This window comes from Frankia sp. CcWB2, from assembly GCF_977927585.1.
Window position 1 is genome coordinate 5802 of record NZ_CDWRCM010000015.1, and the last position, 5682, is coordinate 11483.

Consider the following 5682-nt stretch of genomic DNA (forward strand, 5'->3'; position numbering starts at 1 on the left):
CGTCGAAGCACTCGATGCGCAGCGGCGCGTCGGGCAGCTCCAAGGCCTCCTGAAGCTCGGCGAGGGCACGGCTGCGGGCGGTGAGGTCACTGGCCCGCTTCGTCCGGTGCAGCGCGAACGCCTGCTTGGCGTTGCGCTCCACCGTCTCGAGCAGGGTGCGCTTGTCCCCGCGGCGGGGCACGCGGACCTCGACGCGGCTGCCCCGGGCCGCGCCGAGCAGTTCGGTGGCCGCCTCGACGCCGGGCGGCAGGGCGGGAACCAGGATCTCGCGGGGGATGCCCTCCCCCTGGGATCCCGCGGTGGTCGTGGGCACCGTCGAACCAGCGGTCCCGGTCGAGGCCGCTCCCGTGCCGTCGAGGTACTCCTGGGTGAGGAACTGCTCGACGAGGTCCGCGGTCGTGACCTCGTCGAGCTTGTCGACAACCCAGCCCCGCTGGCCGCGTACCCGCCCGCCACGCACGTAGAACACCGCGACGGCGGCCTCCAGCTCGTCCTCGGCGAAGGCGATGACGTCGGCGTCGGTGCCGTCGGGCAGGACCACGGCCTGCTTCTCGACCGCACGGCGCAGGGCGCCGATGTCGTCGCGCAGCCGCGCGGCGCGTTCGTACTCCTGGGCCTGCGCCGCCTGCTGCATCTCCCGTTCGAGCCGACGCAGGTAACGGCCCGCCTGCCCGGACATGAAGTCGCAGAAGTCCTCGACGATCTCCCGGTGGGTGGCCGCGTCGACCCGTCCCACGCAGGGTGCCGAGCACCGGTCGATGTACCCGAGCAGGCACGGCCGTCCGACCTGCGCGGCCCGTTTGAAGACCCCGCCCGAGCACGTGCGGGCGGGGAAGACCCGCAGGAGCAGATCGAGGGTCTCCCGGATGGCCCAGGCATGCGCATACGGGCCGAAGTACCGGACACCCTTGCGCTTGGGTCCCCGCATGACCTGCAGGCGCGGGAACTCCTCGTGGAGGGTCACGGCGAGACTCGGGTAGCTCTTGTCGTCGCGGTAGCGGACGTTGAAGCGCGGGTCGAACTCCTTGATCCACGTGTACTCGAGCTGGAGGGCCTCGACCTCGGTCGAGACAACGGTCCAGTCGACCGAGCTCGCCGAGGAGACCATGTGCTGCGTGCGCGGATGGAGGGTGTGCAACTCGGCGAAGTAGTTGGCCAGCCGGGCCCGCAGGTTCTTGGCCTTGCCGACATAGAGCACGCGACCGTGCTCGTCACGGAAACGATAGACACCGGGTGTCTCGGGGATCGAGCCCGGGGCGGGCCGGTAGGACGCCGGATCAGCCATGAAGCGAGCCTACGGCGACCTTCATCCCGAGCAAGCAGCACCTGCACGTAACCATTTCATCACGCATAGCGTGCGGGCTTGGCAGCGGGTTCCCTCCGATGGTGGCGGTAGGGTGACGAGCGGCGACGGCCACCCGGCAGTATCGTGACCGATTACACACCTTCCGCTGTTTCGGGAGCCCCCGCTGGCGTCCGGGGCGGAGGGCTGCGACCCTCGACACATCGGGCAAGCGAACCGAGGGAGCCAGCGCGTGCTTGGTAAGGACGTCACGGCGGAGTTCGTCGTGGACGACGCGTCCAGCCGTGGGCGGATCACCGTATTCCAGATCTGCTGGGGCGCCCGCGACCCGTTGGCTGTGTCCATGACGCTGGTGTCCAGGCCGGAACATCCCGCGCTGCCGCAGGGCAGCTGGGTCGCACCACGCGACACCCTGCGCGCCGGCCTGGAGACGGCGGTGGGCGACGGGGACGTCCGGATCGGTCCCGACGCGGATCGGCGCGGCGTGCGGCTCGACCTGGTGCACGGCGACCGCCGGTCCGTGGTGGTGGTCGCGGCGTCGTCGCTGCGCAGCTTCCTGGACCGCACCGAGCGACTTGTCCCGACCGGTCAGGAGCACACCGAACAGGAGCTGGACGCCGTCCTCGCGGACCTGCTGCAGACCTGAGAAGCCTGAGAAGGCGGGACCGGTCCCACCTCGGCGACCCGGTCACCGAGGATCTCCCGGAGGAAGACCGCGGTGTGGCTCTCCTCGACCGCCGCCACGGCCTCGGGCGGCCCTTGCGCGACGACCCGGCCGCCTCCCGTGCCCCCCTCCGGCCCCAGGTCAATGATCCAGTCCGCCGTCTTGATGACATCGAGGTTGTGCTCGATCACGATGACCGTGTTCCCGGCGTCGACCAGCCGGCCGAGCACGCCGAGCAGCTTGCGGATGTCCTCGAAGTGCAGACCGGTCGTCGGCTCGTCGAGCACGTAGACCGTCCGGCCGGTGGAGCGCCGCTGCAGCTCCGAGGCGAGCTTGACCCGCTGCGCCTCGCCGCCGGACAGGGTCGGCGCCGACTGGCCGAGCCGGACGTACCCCAGGCCAACGTCGTTCAGCGTCCGCAGGTGCCGGGCGATGGCCGGCACCGCGGCGAAGAACTCCGCCGCCTCCTCGATCGGCATGTCGAGCACCTCGGCGATGTTCCTGCCCTTGTAGTGCACCTCCAGCGTCTCCCGGTTGTACCGGTCGCCGTGGCAGACCTCGCACGGCACGTACACGTCCGGCAGGAAGTTCATCTCGATCTTGAGGGTGCCGTCACCGGAACACGCCTCGCACCGCCCGCCCTTGACGTTGAACGAGAACCGGCCCGGCAGATAGCCGCGGACCTTCGCCTCAGTCGTCTCGGCGAACAGCCGGCGGATGTGGTCGAACACGCCGGTGTAGGTGGCGGGGTTGGACCGCGGCGTGCGTCCGATCGGGGACTGGTCGACCCGGACCGCCTTGTCGAGATGGTCGAGCCCGCTGACGGTGCGGTGCCGGCCCGGCACCTCCCGGGCGCCGTTGAGCTTGTTCGCCAGGACGGCGGCGAGGATGTCGTTGACGAGGGTGGACTTCCCCGAGCCCGACACCCCGGTGACGGCCACGAAACAGCCCAGCGGGAACGACACGGTGACGTCGCGCAGGTTGTGCTCCCGGGCCCCGTGCACGGTCAGTGCCCGGCCCTTGGTCGGCACCCGGCGGATGTCGGGCACCGGGATCCGGCGCCGCCCGGACAGGTAGGCGCCGGTCATCGACTCCTCGCTGGCGAGCAGCTTCTCGACCGGCCCGGAGACGACGACCCGACCGCCGTGCTCGCCGGCGCCGGGGCCGATGTCGACCACCCAGTCGGAGGCGCGGATCGTGTCCTCGTCGTGCTCGACGACGATGAGCGTGTTGCCCAGGTCGCGCAGCCGCAGCAGGGTCTGGATGAGCCGGCGGTTGTCCCGCTGGTGCAGGCCGATCGACGGCTCGTCGAGCACGTACAGCACCCCGACGAGCCCGGAACCGATCTGGGTGGCCAGCCGGATGCGCTGTGCCTCGCCGCCCGCCAGGGTGCCGGCGGCCCGGTCGAGGGAGAGGTAGTCCAGCCCCACGTCCAGCAGGAACGTCAGCCGCGCGTCGACCTCCTTGAGCACCCGGCCGGCGATGGCCCGCTCCCGTTCGGTGAGGTCGAGCCCGCGCAGGAACACGGCGCACTCACCGATCGCCATACCCGAAACCTCGGCGATCGACCGACCGCCCAGCGTCACCGCAAGTGACTCCGACTTCAGCCGCGCGCCGCGGCAGCCCGGGCAGGGGACATCGCGCATGTAGCCCTCGTACCGCTCCCGGCTGCTGTCCGACTCGGCCTCGCGGTGCCGGCGGCCCAGGAAGCCGATCACGCCCTCGAAGGAGGTGTAGTAGGAACGCTTGCGGCCGTAGCGGTTGGTGTAGCCGACGTGGATCTCGGTGTCGCCGCTGCCGTACAGCACGGCCTTGCGGGCCCGCTCGGGCAGCCCCTCCCACGGGGTGTCCATCTTGAAGCTGAGGTCCTCGGCAAGGGCCGTGAGCAACCGTTCGAAGTACTCCTTGTTGTGGCCGCCCGACCAGGGGGCCACCGCGCCCTGCGCCAGCGACAGGGTGGGGTCGGGCACGACGAGCTCCGGGTCGACCTCCTTGCGGGTCCCGATCCCGGTGCACTCGGGGCAGGCACCGTATGGCGAGTTGAACGAGAACGACCGCGGCTCCAGCTCCTCAAAGGAGAGGTCGTCGTAGAGGCAGGCCAGATGCTCGGAGTACATCCGCTCGCGCTCGGGGTCGTCGGCGTCGCGGTCGACGAAGTCGACCAGGACGAGCCCGCCGCCCAGCTTCAGGGCCGTCTCCACCGAGTCGGTGAGCCGCCGCTTCGCCGACGGCTTGATCGCGAGCCGGTCGACGACGACCTCGATCGTATGCTTGCGCTGCTTCTCCAGCTTCGGCGGATCGGTGAGCGGCACCACCGTGCCGTCGACGCGGGCCCGCGCGAACCCGGAGCTCTGCAGCTCGGCGAACAGGTCGACATACTCGCCCTTGCGGCCACGCACCACCGGGGCCAGCACCTGGAAGCGGGTGCCCTCGGGCAGCTCCAGCAGCCGGTCGACGATCTGCTGCGGGGTCTGCCGGGAGATCAGCCGCCCGCACTTCGGGCAGTGCGGGCGGCCGGCGCGGGCGAAGAGCAGCCGCAGGTAGTCGTAGACCTCGGTGATCGTGCCGACGGTGGACCGCGGGTTGCGCGAGGTCGACTTCTGATCGATGGAGACGGCCGGGGACAGCCCCTCGATGAAGTCGACGTCGGGCTTGTCCATCTGCCCGAGAAACTGCCGAGCATAGGCTGACAGCGACTCCACGTAGCGCCGCTGCCCCTCGGCGAAGATTGTGTCGAAGGCGAGGCTGGACTTGCCGGACCCGGACATACCGGTGAAGACGATCAGCCCGTCGCGGGGCAGGTCGAGGTCGACGTCACGGAGATTGTGTTCACGCGCGCCACGCACGACAAGACGATCGGCCATCGACAAACCCTCATGATCTTCAGTAAGACCGGACCTGGGCGAGTGTGGCCATGCTACGGATGAGGACCGGTACTTTTCCGGGGGCGGTCACTTACCACCAGCCGGACGAATCCGTCGAATCCGGTAGAGACCTCGGAGGCGTCAGAGGCATCAGATCTCCCGGTGCCACCTGACGGACCGTAACGACCGGCAGCTATCCCCTGCTCCCGTCCCATCCGCGCCATCCGCTCCGGAGAGGATCACCATGAGCGACGCCGACGGCGGCGACACCAGCCGCACCGGCTACACCGAGTACACCGGGAAAGTCACGGTCGGCGGTCCGGCCGACGTACGGACCCTGCCAGGCCTGTCGATCACCAAGATCGCCGTCGGCCCGATGAACAATAACGCCTACCTGCTGCGCTGCCCGGTCACCGGGGAGCAGCTGCTCGTCGACGCGGCAAACGAGGCCGACACGCTGCTGCGGCTCGTCGGGGACGCGGGGCTGGCGACGGTGGTCACCAGCCATCAGCACGATGATCATGTGCAGGCCCTCGCAGCTGTGGTCACCACCACCGGGGCCAGCACGGTCGCCCATCCGGACGACGCCCCGGCCATTCCGGTGCCCACCGCGCGGCAGGTGCGCGACGGAGACGAGGTCGCCGTCGGGACGGCCACCCTTCGGGTGATCCACCTGGTCGGGCACACACCCGTCCATCGCCCTGCTCTACGAGGCCGATCCCGCCGCCCCCACCTCTTCACCGGAGACTGCCTGTTCCCTGGCGGCCCTGGAAACACGTTCGGTGACGAACAGGCCTTTACGACGCTGATGGACGGCCTCGAACGCAAGATCTTCGGCCCACTGCCAGACA

Annotated in this window: 4 protein-coding genes; 2 read left to right on the forward strand and 2 right to left on the reverse strand. The window is 69.9% G+C overall.

The features are described from left to right. Positions 1 to 1285 (reverse strand): excinuclease ABC subunit UvrC (gene uvrC, locus ACY45C_RS03195; RefSeq protein WP_462186161.1); only part of this gene is annotated, 1285 nt, incomplete at its 3' end. Between the two features lie 250 nt (positions 1286 to 1535). On the opposite strand from uvrC, the gene ACY45C_RS03200 reads away from it, so the two are divergent. After that, entirely contained in the window at positions 1536 to 1949 is a 414-nt protein-coding gene (locus ACY45C_RS03200) for an SsgA family sporulation/cell division regulator (RefSeq protein WP_462186162.1), read from the forward strand. Here ACY45C_RS03200 and uvrA read toward each other — a convergent pair. Then, positions 1892 to 4831, reverse strand: coding sequence for an excinuclease ABC subunit UvrA (gene uvrA / locus ACY45C_RS03205; RefSeq protein WP_462186163.1), 2940 nt, complete (start codon positions 4829 to 4831; stop codon positions 1892 to 1894). The genes ACY45C_RS03200 and uvrA overlap by 58 nt on opposite strands. 244 nt (positions 4832 to 5075) lie before the next feature. On the opposite strand from uvrA, the gene ACY45C_RS03210 reads away from it, so the two are divergent. After that, on the forward strand, positions 5076 to 5682 hold a 607-nt coding region (locus ACY45C_RS03210), incomplete at its 3' end, for an MBL fold metallo-hydrolase (protein WP_462186164.1).